The following is a 15,951-nucleotide window of genomic DNA, read 5'->3' on the forward strand; positions in this document are numbered from 1 at the left end:
CGTCAACCATGTCGGCCTTGTTCAGGAACACGACGATGTACGGCACGCCGACCTGACGCGACAGCAGGATGTGCTCGCGGGTCTGCGGCATCGGGCCGTCAGCGGCCGAGCACACCAGGATCGCGCCATCCATCTGGGCGGCACCGGTGATCATGTTCTTGACGTAGTCAGCGTGGCCCGGGCAATCGACGTGGGCGTAGTGACGGACCGGGGATTCGTATTCGACGTGCGCGGTCGAGATCGTGATACCACGCGCCTTTTCTTCCGGCGCGGCGTCGATCGAGGAGTAGTCCTTGAACTCGCCACCGAAGCGCTCGGCACCGATCTTGGTCAGTGCGGCGGTCAGCGTGGTCTTGCCGTGGTCGACGTGACCGATGGTGCCGACATTGACGTGCGGCTTGGTGCGCTCGAACTTACCCTTGGCCATGGCTGCTTATCTCGAATTCGTCTGAGAGGTGATGCTTAAGATGGTGCTCACGAAAGGAATCGAACCTTCGACCTCTTCCTTACCAAGGAAGTGCTCTACCGACTGAGCTACGTGAGCCGAGTTTTGCATTATGACATGAACTCGATAATATTCAAAGTTCATTCAATGGAGCGGGAGACGGGAATCGAACCCGCACCATCAGCTTGGAAGGCTGAGGTTCTACCATTGAACTACCCCCGCGCCGGGAATGTCACAACGTGAAACTGGTGGAGGGAGGTGGATTCGAACCACCGAAGGCGTAAGCCAGCAGATTTACAGTCTGCCCCCGTTGGCCGCTTGGGTATCCCTCCTTACCACCCCATTCCGTTGCCGCCGAAGCGTTGCGGTGTGTGGTGGTGAGCCGCTTATTCTGCTGATGGGACGGGGGGCTGTCAACGCTTTTTTCCACTTTTTTCACACGCTGTCGCAAACCCATTGATACGCAAGGTTATTGCCCCGGGACCGCAAGGGTCTCGTTGGCGAAAATTGCGACATGAGGGACGCCGTCGCCGCCGATCCAGCCCCGATACATGCCCTGGGTGTTGAATGGCGTGGCCATTTTTCCGTCTGCAGCGAGCACGATCGCACCGCCGTCACCCCCCATCTGCGGAATCGTCTCGTTGATCACGCCCTTGCCGGCCTGTTCCGGCGTCTGCCCCTGGTAGCGCATGCGTGCGCAGATCTCGTGCGCGCCCGCGGTGCGGATGTAGTACTCGCCCCAGCCGGTGCCGGACACCGCACAGCGCGCATCGGCCCAGGTGCCTGCACCGATGATCGGCGAATCACCCACCCGGCCATAGCGCTTGTTGGTCATGCCACCAGTGGATGTACCGGCGGCCAGGTGCCCCTGCGCATCCAATGCGACTGCACCGACGGTCCCGAAGTGCTTTGCAGTCTCCAGGTCAGCATGCGCCTGGCCACTGGCCTCTTCTTTCAGTGCACGCTGCAGCTGCTGCCAACGCTTCTCCGTACGGAAGTAGGAGGGATCGACCAGAGACATCCCCTGCTCGACCGCGAAGGCTTCGGCGCCCTGCCCCACCATCATCACGTGCCTGGATTTCTGCATCACGGTCTGCGCCAGCAGGATCGGGTTGCGCACCCGCTGCACGCCGGCCACCGCACCAGCAGCCTGGGTGGCGCCGTCCATCACCGCGGCATCCAGCTCGTTGTGGCCGTCATGGGTGAACACCGAGCCCTTGCCGGCGTTGAAGGTCGGATCGTCCTCCAGCACGGTGATCGCAGCGGTGACTGCAGCCAACGCGGGGCGACCCGCCGCCAGCTCCGCATGCCCCTTCAACAGGGCCGCCCGCAGCGCGTCACGTGCGGCCTTTTCCTCGGCCGGCGACAGGTCCTTGCGCTCGACGCCGGCGCCGCCATGGATGACCAGCAGCGGCGACGTGGCCGGTGCGGCCTGGGCAAGCAATGGCAGGGACAGCAGCGCGGACAGCGCCAGGCGCAGTTTCATCGGGTACGTCTCCAGCAGAACGAGGGAATGGATTGCGGGGTAGTGCCGGCCGCTGGCCGGCAAGGGGCGCATCAGGGAAGGCGAGTTGCCGGCCAGCGGCCGGCACTACCGAAGCGTGAACTCAATCTCGCCGTCGCTGACGTCGGCCATCGCCTGGTAATCGGCCTCGGCCTGGAAGTCATCCAGGCGCATGCGGCTGCCGCTGGCGACCACCGTTACAGGCACCGCATGGAAGCGCAATGGTTCGCCCTCGACCAGGCGGTCGGCATCACGGCCGGGGCTGACCACCCAGACCTTGCCTTCGCCGTCGGCGCTGTAGACCTGGGCCTGCCCATCGGGCTCCACGCACAGGGCGGTGTCCTCATCAACGCCAATGCCGACGACGTCCGGGTCACCACTGTCCTGCGCGGCGCGTGCCACGAACACGATCAGGCGACCGAGCCGGTCACGCTTGTCGAAATGGGTGTCGGTGACCACGCGCTGCAGGTAGGGCATCTGCAGGAATCCGCTGTCCAGGGTGACTGCGCTGCCCATCGGATCGGCCAGGGCTCCGGCCGAGGTGATGCTGCCACCATCCATCGCGCCGTAGGCATAGCCACCGAGGATCGCCAGTCCGGCGCTGGTACCGGCAATCGGCTTGCCGGCGCGTACATGTGCATTGAGTGCGAGGTTGAGTGCGGTGCCCTTCCAGAAGCGGATGTAGCGTGACTGGTCGCCGCCGGCGATGAAGATGGCGTCGGCCGCAGCGACCACGCGCAGCACGGCCGGATCGTCGGCACCGCGGCGGCTGTCGAAGACCAGCGTCTGCACTGCGGTGGTCCCGCCAATCTCGCGATACAGGCGGTCCTGCAGCTCATCACTGCCAGAAGCGCGCAGGATCAGCACGCGGCCGTTACCGGCCTGCTTCAGCCACCAGTGAAAGGCCTCCGGCACCCATTCGCCACCGCCCATCAGCATCATGGCCGGCGCGCGCGGGCCGGGCCGGGGTGCGTCGAGATCCCCGGCTTCGTAGTAGGCGAAGCCCGGGCCCTGCAGGTCCTGCGCAGGGGCGGCCAACGGCACGGCCAACACCAGCAGCGCCAGCCAGGCGAAGGGGGCACGCAGGGTGCAATGGAGGCGTCGCATCTTGATCTCCCTGAACAAAATCGACTTGCAAGCGTTTTCACTCTTTGCCAGATAGGGACCCAGTAGTCAAGGGCATGAAAAAGGCGTTAAATGCGCGCGCCCATTCCGGAAATCTGAATGGGGGACAGGGCCCCTCCTCTGCGGGCCGGCTTCATTTCCGAGAATTCCTCATGCGTAGAAAGGCGATGGCGTGGTCGATCCAGCTGGCGTTGATGGGCGTGGCTGCTTCCGCGGCGGCCCAGGCACCGGCTTCCTCTTCGGTTCAACAACTGGATGCGGTGCAGGTCACCGGTTCGCGCATTCCGCGCGCCCAGGTGGAAGGCCCCGCCCCGATCACGGTGATCAGCGCCGAGCAGATCCGCTCCAGCGGCTTCACCAGCGTGCCCGACGTGCTGCGCTCGATGACCCAGAACGGCGGTGAGACGCAGAGCCAGCAGTCGTCCAGCGGCGCCGACTTCTCGCCGGGCGCCCAGCAGGTGGACCTGCGCGGGCTGGGCCCGAACCACACGCTGGTGCTGGTCAATGGCCGCCGCATCGCCGACTTCCCGATGCCGTTCAAGGGCCGCAGCAACTTCACCGACGTCTCCAACATCCCGCTGGGCATGATCGAGCGCATCGAAGTGCTGACCGGCAGTGCCTCGGCCATCTACGGTTCGGACGCGATCGCCGGCGTGGTCAACTTCATCCTGAAGAAGAAGGCCGACGGCACCACCGTCGACATGCGCATGGGCACCACCAGCGAAGGCGGTGGCGAGTCGTTCGACATGAGCCTGGCCAGTGGCTTCAGCCGTGGCAACTTCAACGCCGTATACAGCGTTGAACTGCAGTCGCAGACCCCGCTGTGGGCGTACGAGCGCGACATCCAGGATTCGACCCAGGACGGCCCCACCGAGGGCTCACGCATCGCACGCCGCGCTTACCTGCGCACGGACTACAACGACGACTACCTGGATCCGGGCGCGGCCACCTGCGAAGCGCTGGCCGGGCAGAACCAGGGCAGCACCTACCGCGCCTACCGCCCGCGCTACGGTTACTACTGCGGCAGCGACAGTTCGATCGGCTACGGCACCATCGTCAGCAAGCGCCGCGGCGCCAATGGCTACGCCTCGCTGAGCTACGACTTCGACAACGGCCAGCAGTGGTTCGCCGATGTGCAGCTGGGCTACCACACGATGTCGCTGATGCGCGACGTCACCAAGTGGGGCCGCATGGACGCCAACGGCGATGAGTCGGGCTATTTCAACAACCAGGCCACCGGCGAGATCGAGTTCTGGCAGCGCCAGTTCTCGCCCGAGGAGATGGGTGGCCTGCGCAATGCAATGGTGCGCAGCACGCAGAAGACCTTCAGCGTGACCACCGGCTTCAAGGGCAACCTGGCCCGCAACTGGGACTACGAAGCGGCCCTGAGCCATTCGCAGTACCAGTCGCGGATCAGCTGGGCACAGATCATCGCCGCCAAAGCCAATGACCTGTTCCTGGGCCCGCAGCTGGGCGTGGACGACGACGGCTTCCCGATCTACAACGCCGACCCGTCGCGCCTGTACCGGCCGCTGACCCGCGCCGAGTACGATTCGATCGCGGCGCGCACCACCTACACCCCGAAGTCGCGCACCGAAACGGCTGCGTTAACGCTGACCAATTCCGCGCTGTTCGGCCTGCCGGGCGGTGATGCCGGCTTCGCCGCGACCGTGGAAGTGGGCCAGCAGGCGTACTCGCTGAACCCCGATCCGCTGGCGACCGAGTACTACTACTACAGCTGGAAGGATTCGGACGGCAAGGGCTCGCGCAACCGCTGGGCGACCGCTGCGGAGCTGCGCATGCCGCTGCACGAGACGGTCAACCTGAGCGTGGCCGGCCGCTACGACCAGTACCGTTATTCCGGCCACACCATCGGCAAGGCAACCTGGAGCGGCGGCCTGGAATGGCGCCCGATCGACACGCTTCTGGTCCGCGGTTCGTATGGCACCGCGTTCCGCGCACCGGACCTGCACTACGTGTTCGCCGGCCCGGGCAACGACGAGACTGACATAGTGGATCTGTACGACTGTCGCGCCAATGGGACCGAATGCGACGAAGACGTCAGCATCATCCGCAGCCGCACCGGCAATCGCCAGCTCGACCCGGAAACCAGCACCTCGTGGAGTGCCGGCTTCGTCTGGTCGCCGGCAATCGGCCTGGATCTGTCGGTGGACTGGTTCGACATCGACATGCGCAAGCAGGTGCAGGACATGGACGTGCGCACGATCCTGGCCAGCGAAGCGAACTGCCGCCTCGGCAGTGCCGACATCAACTCGCCGACCTGCGTGGACGCGCTCGACCGCATCACCCGCACCAGTGATGGCCGCCTGTACGGCGTGCGTGTCGCCCCGATCAACGTCGCCCGCGAATCCACCTCCGGCATCGACATTGGCCTGCGCTACCGCCTGCAGACCGGCATCGGCGACTTCATCCTCAACGGCACCCACACCTGGGTGAAGAAGCACGATTTCCAGCGCTACCCCGGTGATCCGATCCAGGACCAGTTCGCGGTCAACAGCAACTTCGACATCCCGCGTACCAAGACCAGCCTGAGCGTGACCTGGGAGAAGGACGCGTGGTCGGCCACGGTCTATGGTTCGCGCCTGGGCAAGCTGCCGACCTCGGACAGCTACGACCAGGTATTCAAGTGGGACAGCGGTGACAGCCCGTACATCAAGGCAACCTACCGCTACAACGCGTCGCTGCAGTACCGCTTCGACGACCACTCGCGCCTGTCGCTGTCGGTGGTCAACGTGTTCAACAAGATGCCGCCGAAGGACGCCACGTACACCGCGTATCCGTACTACGACGTGTCCTGGTTCGACAGCGTCGGCCGCACCATCAACCTGCAGTACACCCACAAGTTCGGTGGCAGCGCGCTGTAAGGCACGCCGCATTGCAGAACGTGGACGACAGGGCCCGCCATTGGCGGGCCTTGTTGTTTGGGAACCTGGCTCTGGTAGATGCCCACCTTGGTGGGCACTGATCTGCCACGCGCCCACCAAGGTGGGCGACTACCAGAGCGGGCCACGCGGGTTTTCCACACCGCGCGTGGAAAGCGATGGGAACTTGGTGTGGACAAGTGGCCGCGAGGCTTGCAGCGCGGGCGTTTCCGGTCGTGGTGATTTTTTGTCCATGCCCTTCGATTGTTTTCCACACCGGACGTGGAGAGCGATGAGAACTTGGTGTGGACAAGTGGGCGCGAGCATTGCAGCGCAGGCGTTTCGAAGCGTGGTGAAATTCTGTCCACGGTCCGACTGCACTGATCGGGGTCGGAGCCCTTTCCCGTGGAAAGGGATCCGCCCCCACGGTTTTCCACATCCGGCGTGGAAAGCGATGGGAGTTTGCTGTGGACAAGTGCCGGCAAACGTCGCACCGCAAGCGTTTCGCAGCCTGGTGCTTTTTTGTCCATCACCAGAAACGCGAACGCCCCGCACAAGGCGGGGCGTCCTGGGTCGATCCGATGCCGCTGGATCAGACGTTGAAGCGGAAGTGCAGCACGTCGCCTTCCTGCACGCGGTATTCCTTGCCTTCCAGGCGCAGGCGACCGGCTTCCTTGGCGCCGACTTCGCCCTTGTACTTGATGAAGTCGTCATACGCGATGGTTTCAGCGCGGATGAAGCCCTTCTCGAAGTCGGTGTGGATGACCGCGGCAGCCTGCGGGGCGGTGGCGCCCTTGCGCACGGTCCAAGCGCGGACTTCCTTCACGCCGGCGGTGAAGTAGGTCTGCAGGCCGAGCAGGCTGTAGGCCGCGTTGATCACGCGGTTCAGGCCCGGCTCGCTCAGACCCAGGTCGGCCAGGAAAGTATCGCGGTCTTCGTCGTCGAGCTGGGACAGCTCTTCTTCGATCGCGGCCGACACCGGCACCACCTGCGCGCCTTCGGCGGCAGCATGCGCACGCACGGCTTCCAGGTGCGGGTTGTTGTCGAAACCGTCTTCCAGCACGTTGGCGATGTACATCACCGGCTTCAGGGTCAGCAGGAACAGATCGCGCACCAGCGCCTTCTCTTCCTCGTCCAGGCCCACCGAACGGCCGGACTTGCCGTCGGACAGCGCCGCCTGCAGCTTGGCCAGCACCGGCTTGCGCGCCGCGGCGTCCTTGTCACCACCCTTGGCCGCACGCTCGGCACGGTTCAGCGCCTTCTCGACGCTGTCCAGGTCGGCCAGCGCCAGCTCGGTATCGATGGTTTCGATGTCCGAGATCGGGTCGACCTTGTTGTTGACGTGGATGACGTCGGCGTTCTCGAAGCAGCGCACCACGTGGGTGATCGCATCGACTTCACGGATGTGCGCCAGGAACTTGTTGCCCAGGCCTTCACCGCTGGCGGCACCGGCCACCAGGCCGGCGATGTCGACGAATTCGACCGCGGTCGGGATGACCTTCTGCGGGTTGATGATCGCTGCCAGCTCGTTCAGGCGCGGATCCGGCACAGGCACGATGCCGACGTTCGGCTCGATGGTGCAGAACGGGAAGTTCGCCGCGGCGATACCCGCCTTGGTCAGCGCATTGAACAGGGTCGACTTGCCGACGTTGGGCAGGCCGACGATGCCGCATTTGATACCCATGGGTGACAACTCTCTGGGGTGAAAGTGATTGGTGAAACAGCGCGCGCGCTGCTTGGCCAATCCATCTCGGCGTTCAACATCTGCCAACCAAGGTTGGCAACTACCGGGCCGGTTGATGCCCGTTGCCGACCAGCGGTCGGTACCTACCGCTTATTTCGGGGTGTGCAGCCGCTTCATCGCTTCGCTGAAATCGCCCTGCACTGCCAGCGGCATCACATCGATGGCATCGTCGATGGCGCGCGAAATCAGTACTTCATCGTCCTTGGAAGGGCGTCCCAGCACCCAACCCACCACGCGGTCCTTGTGGCCGGGATGGCCGATGCCCACGCGCAGGCGGTGGAACTTTCCGTGGCCGAGCAGGCGGATGGTGTCGCGCAGGCCGTTCTGGCCACCGTGGCCACCGTCGAACTTCAGCCGCGCCACGCCGGGCGCCAGGTCCAGTTCGTCGTGGGCCAGCAGGGTTTCTTCCGGCTCGATCTTCCAGAACCGCTGTGCGGCGGTGACCGACTTGCCGCTGAGGTTCATGAAGGTGGCGGGCTTGAGCAGCCACACCGTCTGCCCGGCGATCTCGACCTTGGCGGTCTCACCGAACAGCTTGCTGTCCACATTCCATCGTGCACCGGCTTTTTCCGCCAGGGCCTCAACGAAATGAAACCCGGCATTGTGCCGGGTCCGGGCGTGTTCCGATCCGGGGTTGCCCAGACCGACGATCAGTCGCAGTCCTGCCATGGTCCCTTCCAATACGGTGCCTGCCCGGAGGCAGGCACCGTAGCGGTATTACTCGGCGGCAGCCGCTTCTTCGTCAGCCGCGTCGGCCTTGCCGGCCTTGGCGGTGACGATGGCGTCGTCGTGGTCCTTGCCCAGCGCCAGGGCCGGGATTTCCACGCCCTTCGGCAGCTTGATGTTGGACAGGTACACCACGTCACCGGCCTTCAGCTCGCCCAGGTCGACTTCGATCGACTCCGGCAGGTCCTTCGGCAGGCAGGTGATGGTCACTTCCTTCAGTTCGTGGGTGACCACGACGTCGGCAGCCTTGCCGGCCGGCGAGGTGTCTTCGTTGATGAAGTGCAGCGGGACCGAAGCGGTCAGGGCTTCGTTCTCGTTCACGCGCTGGAAGTCCAGGTGCATGATCAGCTGCTTGTACGGATGGCGCTGCATGTCACGCAGCAGGACCTTCTGCACCTGGCCGTCCAGGTTCAGGTCCAGGATCGAGGCATAGAACCACTCGTTCTGCTGGGCCAGCCAGATTTCGTTGTGGTCCAGGCTGATGGCGACCGGCTCGGCGTTGCCGCCGTACACGATGGCCGGGATCACACCAGCGTGACGCAGGCGGCGGCTCGCACCCTTACGCTGCAGTTCACGCTTGGTGACCTTGATTTCATGGGTCTTCGACATTTTCGACTACTCAGGTTGTTGCCGCGCCTTGCGGCGTGGCGGTTGAAGATGCTTCCGCGACCAGAAGCACCCGGGGTATGTCCCCGCCGTTGCCGGCAGGGACGAAAAACTCAGTCGACGTACAGCGAGCTGACCGACTCGCCGAAGGCGATGCGGCGCATCGTTTCGGCCAGCATTTCCGCCACGCTCAGCTGGCGGATCTTGCTGCACACCCGCGCTGCGTCCTTCAGCGGGATGGTGTCGGTCACCACCAGCTCGTCGAGCTGGGAATTGGTGATGTTGTCCACCGCCGGGCCCGACAGCACCGCATGGGTGCAGTAGGCGGCGACCTTGAGCGCACCGCGCGCCTTCAGGGCAGCGGCAGCGGCGCACAGGGTGCCGGCGGTATCGACGATGTCATCGACCATCACGCAGGTCTTGCCTTCGACGTCACCGATGATGTTCATCACGGTGGAGACGTTGGCGCGCGGGCGGCGCTTGTCGATGATCGCCAGATCGGCGTCATCCAGGCGCTTGGCGACCGCACGGGCGCGGACCACGCCGCCCACGTCCGGCGACACAACGATCAGGTTCTCGGTGCCGTAGGCGCGCCAGATGTCGGCCAGCAGCAGCGGGGACGCATACACGTTGTCCACCGGAATATCGAAGAAGCCCTGGATCTGGTCGGCGTGCAGGTCGACGGTCAGCACGCGATCAGCGCCAGCGGTGCTGAACATCTTCGCCGCCAGCTTGGCGGTGATCGGCACGCGCGAGGAACGCATGCGGCGATCCTGGCGAGAGTAGCCGAAGTACGGCACCACGGCGGTCACGCTGGCCACCGATGCGCGCTTGAGCGCGTCGATCAGCACCAGCAGTTCCATCAGGTTTTCCGCGCTCGGCGCGCAGGTCGGCTGGATCACGAACACGTCCTGCTTGCGGACGTTCTCTTCGATTTCCACCTGCACTTCACCATCGGAGAAGTGCGAGACCAGCGCCTTGCCCGGGCGAACCCCCAGTTCCTTGCAGATGTTCTGCGCCAGACGTTTGTTGGCGTTGCCGGAAAAGACCAGCAGGTTCGGGGACTCTTGCATCATGATTGTCTCGGGCGGGGACGAGTGGCGGGGATCCGGAGTCGGCAAGGACCCGATGGACCCTTGCTGCTGACAACACCGCGGTTGTTTCCACGTCCCGCGCAGGCGATGCGCTGGAAGGCGCGGACACAGCCGCTATTGGCAGGGGCGGTAGGATTCGAACCTACGAATGCCAGGATCAAAACCTGGTGCCTTGGGCCTCTTGGCGACGCCCCTGCATTGATAAATCAGTGTTGCTCGAGTGCATCCAGCAGTGGCGAACGCGCAACGCCCGCTGCCACCCTTGCCCGCAACTCCTTCGGCAACTTCGACCGTCCCTGCTCTGCGGCAGACTGCGATGCGAACTCGACGAAACAACCACTTCCCGAACCGGTCAGCCGCGCCGTGCCGATGTCGCTCAACGCTGCGAACGCTGCCTCGACGGCAGGCTCACGGCGGCGCAGCACCGGTTCGAACGCGTTCCCGACCAAGGTTCCGGAAGCGAAGTCCTCTATTTTCGCCACTGGGCTGTCGCGCGTCAAATCCGGGTCTGCGAACAGGGCCGGGGTGGGAACATGAACGCCCGGTTCAACCACCACATACCAGGCCGGTTCCAGCGCGATCGGCTGCAGGCGCTCGCCCACCCCTTCGGCCCAGGCATTGCGCCCGCGCACGAACACCGGCACGTCCGCCCCCAGGCGCAGGCCCAGCGCGGCAAGCGCGTCCTCGTCCAGACCGGCCCGCCACAGGCGGTTCAGCACCACCAGCACGGTGGCGGCATCGGACGAACCGCCGCCGAAGCCGCCACCGGCAGATACATGCTTTTCAACGATGATATCCGCACCTTGCGTGACATTTGCCACATCTTTGAGCAATCGCGCGGCGCGCACCGCCAGGTCATCGGCCTCGGCCACGCCGGCCAGGCCCTCGCCCTGCCGACGCACCTGGCCGTCTTCACGCAGGCGCAGGCCGATGCGGTCCCCCCAGTCCAGCAGGCGGAACACGGTCTGCAGCTCGTGGTAGCCGTCGGCCCGGCGGCCGGTGATGTGCAGGAACAGGTTCAGCTTGGCCGGGGCCGGCCACCAGGACCAGCCCGCGTCATCGGCTGCCCCGCTCATGGCGTGCCCTGCCCCCACTGGTCCACCAGCAGGCGCACCTTGGCGTCACCATTGCTGGCCTCGATCCGGCGCGGCACGGCCGGGCGCCCGGCCTCGGCCGGGTACCAGTCCAGGTACTGCACCTGCCAGCCCATCTGTTGCATGCGGCGCGGTCGGCCTTCACCGTCGCGCTCGACCGTCTCAGGGCCGGCGGCGTCGCCGGCCACCAGCCCGCGGATCCACTCCGGCAGTTGGTTGACCGGAATGTCCCAGCCGGTCGCCTCCAACAGCAGCTGCTGGGCGTCCTCGCCGTCACGCGGGCCACCGGCCAACCCTTCCAGGCGGCCGGCTTCGGAATGGGTATCGCCGGTCAGCTTCCAGCTCTGCCGGGTCACCGGCGCGCTCAGTTCGACCACGTAGCGGCGGCCGTCCTGCTTCCAGTCGATGCGGCCACTGCCGCCATCCTTGCCCTTGCTGACCGCGACCCGACCCTGGAAGGCCCAGTCCGGCTGTGCCTGCAGCGCGGCCACGCGCGCGGCCTCGGCCTGCGCGGCTTCGGCGGACACGATCTCTACCACCGCCGGCGCCGGGGTCTTCTGCGTGCCGACGCTGGTGCAGGCGCTGACCGCCAGGGTCGCGGCCGCCAACAGCAGCGGCCGGATCAGGGAAACACTCATGGATTGAATTTCTCGCGGGCGCGCAGCAGCGCGCGGTTTTCAGGGTCGAGCTTGGCCGCTTCCTCGAAGAAATGACGGGCCTCATCGTGCTTGCCCAGCACCCACAGCACTTCGCCAACGTGCGAAGCGATCTCCGGGTCCTTGGCCAGGGTCCAGGCCCGGCGCAGCTGCACCAGTGCCTCTTCCTTGCGGCCCAGGCGATACAGCACCCAGCCATAGCTGTCGACGATGGCGGCGTTGTCCGGTTCGGCCACGCGGGCGCGGTCGATCAGCTCCAGTGCTTCCTGCAGGCGGCCGGTGCGATCGGCCAGGGTGTAACCCAGCGCGTTCAAAGCCGGCACGTTCTCCGGCTCGGTCACCAGGATCTTGCGCAGATCGGCCTCGGCGCGCGGGATGTCGTCGCGGCGTTCCCAGGTGAGCGCTCGGGCGTACAGCAGGCCGTTGTCATCCGGGTAAGCGGCCAGGCCGCGGGCCAGCGCATCCAGTTCACCGGCGCTGTCGTCGGCGCGCTGGCGCAGTTCGGCTTCCAGCAGGTAGGCGTCGCGGCGCACGTCGTCGTCGACCACCGCATCGGACTGGATCGCATGCACTTCTTCCAGCGCCAGCGGCAGACGCCCGGCCAGGGCCTGGGCATTGGCCGCGCGCAGGCGCGCTTCGCTCAGCTCATCGCCACCGGGCACGCTGTGGTACCACTGCACCGCCTCGGGATAACGCTTCAGGTACTCGGCGATCTTGCCCAGCAGCAGGCGCTGCGCCGGGTCCGGCTTGGCCGCCTGCCGCGACAGTTCGTTGTAGAGATTGGACAGCGCGGCCTTGTCGCCCTGCTTGGCCAGCAGCGAGGCGCGCATGCCCCAGGTCTGCACGTCCTGCGGGCCGAACGCCAGCACGCGCTCGGCGGCGGACGGCTGGCCGAGACTGTCATAGGCAATGGCCACCGCATTGCGCAGTTCCGGGTCCTGGCGGGTCTTCGGCTCCACATCGTGCAGCAGCGACAACGCCTTGCCGGTCTCGCCCGCTTGTTGCAGCTGGCTGGCACGCAGCAGCGCCACACGTGGCTCTTCCGGGAAGCGCTTGACCACTTCATCGATCATGCGCCGGGCCAGCTCGGGCTTTTCCATGCGCAGGGCAAGGCGGCCAAACTCCTGCCAGGCTTCGATCTTCGGCGGAATGGCATTGGCGTCGACCAGCTCACCCAGCACCTGCGCGGGCACCGCTGGATCACGGCCGCCACCGATCAGTGCGGCCAGGGCGAACTTCCAGCCGCGCTCGTCGGGGTCGGCCAGCAGGCCCTGCAGTTCGGTGCGGGCCGCCTTCACATCGCCCTGGCGCATGGCCAGTGCACCGGCCGCACTGCGCATGGTCAACGAACGCGGGGCGCGCTGCTGCCACAGGGCTAGGCCCTTGGCGGCGCTGGCATCATCGTTGGCGAGCATGGAAATGCGGGTCGCGCGCTCGGCCAGGCCAGCGTCGCCGTCGGTCTGCTGGGCCGCCTGCAGGTACCAGCGCGCGGCCTCGGCCAGCTTGCCGGCCTGCAGGGCGAACTCACCGGCCATCACCGGTTCCAGCGCCAGTTCCTCAGTGGCCGCGGCCCGCACGGGGGCCTTGGCCGGCACCGCCGCCAGGGCCTGGCTGCAGGCCAGGGACAGCAGCAGAACACTGGGGATGCGAATCAATGCGGGCATCGTCGGCATCGGGGCCTTAAAATGTCGTCCAATGGCCAGCAGCTTATCGCAAGCAACTGAACAATGACCCTGTGGGTGCTCGGACTGAATCACCAGACCGCACCGGTGGAGCTGCGCGAACGCGCGGCCTTCGCCGGTGAGGCATTGCCGCGCGCGCTCGGTTCGCTGCGCGATACCCCGCAGATCGCCGAGGCGGTGCTGCTGTCCACCTGCAACCGCACCGAGCTGTACGCCGTGGCCGATTCGGCACAGGCGCTGGACCAGTGGCTGCACACCCAGGCCGGCGACCTGCAGGGCTACCTGTACCAGCACGCCGACGCCGAGGCCGTGCGCCACCTGTTCCGGGTCGCCACCGGGCTGGACTCGATGGTGCTGGGTGAACCGCAGATCCTCGGCCAGGTGAAGGATGCCTGGTCGACCGCGCGCGACCATGGCCTGCTCGGCCAACGCCTGGACCGCCTGTTCCAGCAGACCTTCTCGGTGGCCAAGCGTGCGCGCACCGATACCCAGGTCGGCGCCAACCCGGTATCGGTGGCGTCGGCTGCGGTGCGCCTGGCGCAGAACGCGTTCGCGCGGCTGGACGATTCCACCGTACTGCTGGTCGGTGCTGGCGAGACCATCGAACTGGCTGCACGGCACCTGAGCGAAGGCAAGGTACGCCGGCTGCTGATCGCCAACCGCACCCTCGCCCACGCGCAGGAACTGGCCAGCCGACATGGTGGCGTGGCGCTGCCGCTGACCGAACTGGACCGCCACCTGGGTGAGGCCGACGTGGTGTTCTCGGCCACCGCTGCGCGCGAACCGGTGATCCATCGCGAAATGGTGGCCAAGGCCCTGCGCGCGCGCCGGCACAAGCCGATGCTGCTGTTCGACCTGGCCGTACCGCGCGACATCGAGGCCGAGGTCGGCACGCTCAACGACGCCTTCCTCTACACCGTGGACGATCTCGAACGCGCGGTGGAAGACAACCGCCGTGGCCGTCGCGAGGCCGCCGCCGAAGCCGAGGCGATCATCGACCTGCAGGTGTCGCGCTTCGTCGAGACCCAGCAGGCCAGCGCCCACCAGGCGCCGCTGCGGCAGCTGCGCGCGTTCGGCGAAGCCACCCGTGCCGAGCTGCTGGAGCGCGCACGCCAGCAACTGGCCAACGGCAAGCCGGCCGACGAAGTGCTGGAGCTGCTTGCCCACGGCCTGACCAACCGCCTGCTGCATCCGCCGACCGCCGCCCTGCGTGCGGCCGCGCTGAGTGGCGATGCCGACCTGACCCGCGCCGCCGAGCGCCTGTTCCCGGCCACGCCGGGTTACCGCCACCCACCCGTGAGACCCGATGACGCCGACCCTGCGCCGTAAGCTGGAAGCGCTGGCCGAGCGCCGCGAAGAACTGGAACGCCTGCTCGCCGAACCCGATGTGGTCGCCGACAACACTCGTTTCCGCGACCTTTCGCGCGAATTCGCCCAACTTGAACCGATCGCCATCGCCCTGGCCGATGAAGCCCGTGCCAAGGCCGATCTGGCCGCCGCCGAAGGCATGCGCGCCGACCCGGACCTGCGCGAGCTGGCCGATGAGGAAATCGCTGCTGCACAGGCGCGCCTGCAGGAACTGGAGCAGGAGCTGGCGCTGCTGCTGGTGCCGCGCGACCCGCGTGACGAAGGCAACCTGTTCCTGGAAGTGCGCGCCGGTACCGGCGGCGACGAGGCCGCGATCTTTGCCGGCGACCTGTTCCGCATGTACGCCCGCTACGCCGAGCGCCAGGGCTGGAAGGTCGAGATCGAATCGGACAGCCCGGGCGAGCATGGCGGCTACAAGGAAGTGGTAGCGCGCGTGGTCGGGCGTGGCGCGTTCTCGCGCCTGAAGTTCGAATCGGGCACGCACCGCGTGCAGCGCGTGCCGGCCACCGAATCGCAGGGCCGCATCCATACCTCGGCGGCCACCGTGGCGATCATTCCCGAGGCCGATGAGGTCGATGACATCGTCATCAACCCGGCCGACCTGAAGGTGGATACGTTCCGTTCGTCCGGTGCCGGCGGCCAGCACGTCAACAAGACCGAATCGGCCATCCGCATCACCCACGTGCCGACCGGCGTGGTGGTGGAATGCCAGACCGAGCGCAGCCAGCACGCCAACCGCGACAAGGCGATGAAGCGCCTGAAGGCACAGCTGCTCGATGCCGAGCGCCAGCGCCAGGACGCGGCGCAGGCCGAGTCGCGGCGCCTGCAGGTGGGCAGCGGTGACCGCAGCCAGCGCATCCGCACCTACAACTTCCCGCAGGGCCGGATCACCGACCATCGCGTGGAAGGCCTGACCCTGTACGACCTGCCCAACGTGCTGGCCGGCGACCTCGACCCGCTGCTGCAGCGGCTCAGCCACGAGCACCAGGTCGACGCCCTGGCCCAGTTGTCGGCGGGCTGAGTCG

At 66.3% G+C, this 15,951-nt stretch carries 13 protein-coding genes and 4 tRNA genes; 3 read left to right on the forward strand and 14 right to left on the reverse strand.

All coding sequences use genetic code 11. The features are described from left to right. From AC5O77_RS08410 to AC5O77_RS08435, 6 genes are all read right to left on the reverse strand, one after another. The coding region (locus AC5O77_RS08410) for a GTP-binding protein (RefSeq protein WP_172711931.1) at nt 1–427 on the reverse strand (427 nt) is incomplete at its 3' end. A 41-nt stretch (nt 428–468) separates the two neighbouring features. Beyond that, nucleotides 469–544 (reverse strand) — tRNA-Thr (locus AC5O77_RS08415). A gap of 49 nt (nt 545–593) precedes the next feature. Next, nucleotides 594–667 (reverse strand) — tRNA-Gly (locus tag AC5O77_RS08420). Between the two features lie 24 nt (nt 668–691). Continuing rightward, nucleotides 692–777, reverse strand: a tRNA-Tyr gene (locus AC5O77_RS08425). A gap of 137 nt (nt 778–914) precedes the next feature. Beyond that, nucleotides 915–1,931, reverse strand: coding sequence for an isoaspartyl peptidase/L-asparaginase family protein (locus tag AC5O77_RS08430; RefSeq protein ID WP_478057605.1), 1,017 nt, complete (start codon nt 1,929–1,931; stop codon nt 915–917). Nucleotides 1,932–2,036: 105 nt separating this feature from the next. Continuing rightward, on the reverse strand, nt 2,037–3,056 hold the full coding sequence (locus AC5O77_RS08435) for a cyanophycinase (protein WP_478057606.1): 1,020 nt from the start codon (nt 3,054–3,056) through the stop codon (nt 2,037–2,039). Nucleotides 3,057–3,226: 170 nt separating this feature from the next. Here AC5O77_RS08435 and AC5O77_RS08440 point away from each other — a divergent pair, with 170 nt between their 5' ends. Continuing rightward, the gene (locus AC5O77_RS08440) at nt 3,227–5,959 is read left to right on the forward strand and encodes a TonB-dependent receptor plug domain-containing protein (protein WP_478057607.1); all 2,733 of its coding nucleotides are present in this window, start codon (nt 3,227–3,229) and stop codon (nt 5,957–5,959) included. 589 nt (nt 5,960–6,548) lie between these two features. Here the strand turns inward: AC5O77_RS08440 and ychF are convergent. The 8 genes from ychF to AC5O77_RS08480 all read right to left on the reverse strand — a co-directional run bounded on the left by ychF (nt 6,549) and on the right by AC5O77_RS08480 (nt 13,540). Further along, nucleotides 6,549–7,640 carry a redox-regulated ATPase YchF gene (gene ychF / locus AC5O77_RS08445; RefSeq protein ID WP_478057608.1) on the reverse strand — a complete coding sequence of 364 codons (1,092 nt, stop codon included), beginning with the start codon at nt 7,638–7,640 and terminating at the stop codon, nt 6,549–6,551. 150 nt (nt 7,641–7,790) lie between these two features. Then, the gene (pth, locus tag AC5O77_RS08450; RefSeq protein WP_032130433.1) at nt 7,791–8,369 is read right to left on the reverse strand and encodes an aminoacyl-tRNA hydrolase; all 579 of its coding nucleotides are present in this window, start codon (nt 8,367–8,369) and stop codon (nt 7,791–7,793) included. 48 nt (nt 8,370–8,417) lie between these two features. Then, complete coding sequence (locus AC5O77_RS08455; protein ID WP_014036085.1) at nt 8,418–9,035, reverse strand: 50S ribosomal protein L25/general stress protein Ctc; 618 nt, start codon at nt 9,033–9,035, stop codon at nt 8,418–8,420. Between the two features lie 110 nt (nt 9,036–9,145). Further along, nucleotides 9,146–10,105: a ribose-phosphate diphosphokinase gene (locus AC5O77_RS08460; RefSeq protein ID WP_005415400.1), complete on the reverse strand. Its 960-nt coding sequence runs from the start codon at nt 10,103–10,105 to the stop codon at nt 9,146–9,148. Nucleotides 10,106–10,244: 139 nt separating this feature from the next. Then, a tRNA-Gln gene (locus tag AC5O77_RS08465) sits at nt 10,245–10,321 on the reverse strand. Nucleotides 10,322–10,332: 11 nt separating this feature from the next. Next, nucleotides 10,333–11,202 (reverse strand): 4-(cytidine 5'-diphospho)-2-C-methyl-D-erythritol kinase, encoded by an 870-nt coding sequence (gene ispE, locus AC5O77_RS08470; protein WP_494506671.1) that lies wholly within the window; start codon nt 11,200–11,202, stop codon nt 10,333–10,335. Beyond that, on the reverse strand, nt 11,199–11,858 hold the full coding sequence (lolB, locus tag AC5O77_RS08475; RefSeq protein ID WP_478057610.1) for a lipoprotein insertase outer membrane protein LolB: 660 nt from the start codon (nt 11,856–11,858) through the stop codon (nt 11,199–11,201). Before lolB ends, ispE begins: the two co-directional genes overlap by 4 nt. Next, nucleotides 11,855–13,540 carry a tetratricopeptide repeat protein gene (locus AC5O77_RS08480; protein WP_183080233.1) on the reverse strand — a complete coding sequence of 562 codons (1,686 nt, stop codon included), beginning with the start codon at nt 13,538–13,540 and terminating at the stop codon, nt 11,855–11,857. Before AC5O77_RS08480 ends, lolB begins: the two co-directional genes overlap by 4 nt. A gap of 63 nt (nt 13,541–13,603) precedes the next feature. Between AC5O77_RS08480 and hemA the strand changes: the two genes are divergently transcribed. After that, nucleotides 13,604–14,887: a glutamyl-tRNA reductase gene (hemA, locus tag AC5O77_RS08485; RefSeq protein WP_010481752.1), complete on the forward strand. Its 1,284-nt coding sequence runs from the start codon at nt 13,604–13,606 to the stop codon at nt 14,885–14,887. After that, a complete protein-coding gene (gene prfA / locus AC5O77_RS08490) occupies nt 14,865–15,947 on the forward strand; it encodes a peptide chain release factor 1 (RefSeq protein WP_010481754.1) in 1,083 nt (360 codons plus the stop codon). The genes hemA and prfA overlap by 23 nt, the downstream gene beginning before the upstream one ends. The last annotated feature ends 4 nt before the right edge of the window (nt 15,948–15,951 follow it).

The organism is Stenotrophomonas sp. INTA L402-1 (genome assembly GCF_059295135.1).

Excerpts from the sequence above, each read along its gene's own strand:
- AC5O77_RS08430 (WP_478057605.1), bottom strand. The coding sequence starts at position 1,931 with ATGAAACTGCGCCTGGCGCTGTCCGCGCTGCTGTCCCTGCCATTGCTT.
- AC5O77_RS08435 (WP_478057606.1), bottom strand. The coding sequence starts at position 3,056 with ATGCGACGCCTCCATTGCACCCTGCGTGCCCCCTTCGCCTGGCTGGCG.
- AC5O77_RS08440 (WP_478057607.1), top strand. The coding sequence starts at position 3,227 with ATGCGTAGAAAGGCGATGGCGTGGTCGATCCAGCTGGCGTTGATGGGC.
- ychF (WP_478057608.1), bottom strand. The coding sequence starts at position 7,640 with ATGGGTATCAAATGCGGCATCGTCGGCCTGCCCAACGTCGGCAAGTCG.
- pth (WP_032130433.1), bottom strand. The coding sequence starts at position 8,369 with ATGGCAGGACTGCGACTGATCGTCGGTCTGGGCAACCCCGGATCGGAA.
- AC5O77_RS08455 (WP_014036085.1), bottom strand. The coding sequence starts at position 9,035 with ATGTCGAAGACCCATGAAATCAAGGTCACCAAGCGTGAACTGCAGCGT.
- AC5O77_RS08460 (WP_005415400.1), bottom strand. The coding sequence starts at position 10,105 with ATGCAAGAGTCCCCGAACCTGCTGGTCTTTTCCGGCAACGCCAACAAA.
- ispE (WP_494506671.1), bottom strand. The coding sequence starts at position 11,202 with ATGAGCGGGGCAGCCGATGACGCGGGCTGGTCCTGGTGGCCGGCCCCG.
- lolB (WP_478057610.1), bottom strand. The coding sequence starts at position 11,858 with ATGAGTGTTTCCCTGATCCGGCCGCTGCTGTTGGCGGCCGCGACCCTG.
- AC5O77_RS08480 (WP_183080233.1), bottom strand. The coding sequence starts at position 13,540 with ATGCCCGCATTGATTCGCATCCCCAGTGTTCTGCTGCTGTCCCTGGCC.
- hemA (WP_010481752.1), top strand. The coding sequence starts at position 13,604 with ATGACCCTGTGGGTGCTCGGACTGAATCACCAGACCGCACCGGTGGAG.
- prfA (WP_010481754.1), top strand. The coding sequence starts at position 14,865 with ATGACGCCGACCCTGCGCCGTAAGCTGGAAGCGCTGGCCGAGCGCCGC.